This is a genomic window from Cetobacterium sp. (assembly GCF_048470075.1).
GTDB lineage: Bacteria > Fusobacteriota > Fusobacteriia > Fusobacteriales > Fusobacteriaceae > Cetobacterium_A.
This window is the reverse complement of the sequence record NZ_DBGBQB010000117.1, coordinates 1-1,751: the sequence shown is the minus strand read 5'-3', so window position 1 is coordinate 1,751 and position 1,751 is coordinate 1. Positions and strand designations below refer to the sequence as shown.

1 protein-coding gene is annotated in these 1,751 nt (G+C 30.9%); it reads left to right on the top strand.

Annotated features, from left to right (window positions below; all coding sequences use genetic code 11):
* Positions 1–20 precede the first annotated feature (20 nt).
* The coding region (locus tag ACMOUI_RS04335) for a sigma 54-interacting transcriptional regulator (protein WP_418964512.1) at positions 21–1,751 on the top strand (1,731 nt) is incomplete at its 3' end.

Genomic DNA, 1,751 nt, shown 5'->3' with positions numbered 1-1,751 from the left:
ATTTTAAAAAAGGGAGTATAATGAAAACCGATTTGTTGGTAATAAAGGATGAATTAAGAAAATACGCTAAGACAATTTCTAAACTATTTTCTATGGATGTTGGAATTTGTGATAAAAATCTTATAAGAATAACAGGAAGTGGACCTCAAAAAATAGGAGAAAAAATAAGGGGAAGAGCTAATAAAAAAACTTTAGAGACAAAGGAGACAACAGTTATTTTAAATCCTAGAGAGGATGAAATCTGTAATGGGTGCTCTGAAAAGCATAGCTGCTTAGAAGTTCTTGAAATTTCCACTCCTATAATGTATGAGGGCAAAATAATTGGTTTGATCAGTCTAGTATCATTTGATAATAGTCAAAAAAAGAGAGTTTTAGAGAATTTAAAAAACTATTTGGACTTTGTGGAACAGATGGCCGAATTAATAAGTATAAGATTTATTGAATACAATGAAAATTTAGAAAAAACAGAGAGAGAAAATGTACTTTCAACAATACTTAATACCATACAAAAAGGTGTTTTAAGATTTAATAGTGAGGGGATAATAACAAGTGCAAATAATTTTGCCCTTAAAAAGATAGATATAGACGGTGGAGTTGTAGGAAAAGAGATCAATCTAATTTCACAAGATGATTTTCTTATGGAAGAGGAGGTCTATAAGTTAACTGTTGAAGACAAGGAACTGAATGTTTTAGGAAAAATATTACCTTTTGAGGCCTTTGGAAAAAATGAGAAAATCTTTATTTTTGAGGATATGAATAAAGTAAATGATGGAATTAGAGGGCTGGTTGAAACATCGAATAGTGTATCGTTAAAAAATATAATAGGGGAATCACAATTTGTAAATCTTTTAAGAGAGAGAATAAAGCATGTGGCACCATCTAAATCGACAGTTTTAATAACAGGGGAAAGCGGTACAGGAAAAGAACTTGTGGCAAGAGCACTTCACTATCACAGCTGCAGAAGAAATGCTCCCTTTGTAGTTATAAACTGTGCTGCAATTCCAGAATCTCTTTTAGAGAGTGAACTTTTTGGTTATGTGAGAGGAGCTTTTACTGGAGCGGATAAAAATGGGCGTATGGGAAAGTTTGAGTTAGCAAATGGTGGAGTGATATTTTTAGATGAGATTGGAGATATGCCCCTATATTTACAGGCCAAAATATTGAGAGTTCTTCAAGAGAGAAAAGTAACTAGAGTTGGTTCAAATAGAGATATAGATCTGGATATCAGAATTATAGCGGCAACAAATGTAGATTTAGAAAAAAAAATAGCTGAAAAAGAGTTTAGAGAGGATCTTTATTATAGATTAAAAGTTATACCTTTTGAAATAGCACCTTTGAGGGAAAGAAAAGAGGATATATTACCTATAACAAGAAACTTAATAAAAAAATATAATAGAATAACAGAAAAGTATATAAATTTCATAGATATAGAGGTGGAAAAGCTCTTTTTAAAATACTCTTGGCCTGGGAATATAAGAGAGTTAGAAAATGTTGTGGAATTTATGTTCAATCTTTCAGATAACAGTGATATTCTTAGTCTCTCAACTGTTCCTGAGAAATTATTGGAGAATAAAAATATGGATAAAATCTCTGCTCAAGAGAGAGAGCGTTTTGAAAATAATATGGATTTAGAGGATTTTTGTGAAGTTGAAAAAAAATATATAAAGAAAGCTTTAGAGATATTTGGTGATGATACAGAGGGAAAAAGAAAGGTATCTGAAAAAATGGGTATTGGTTTAACTACTCTATAT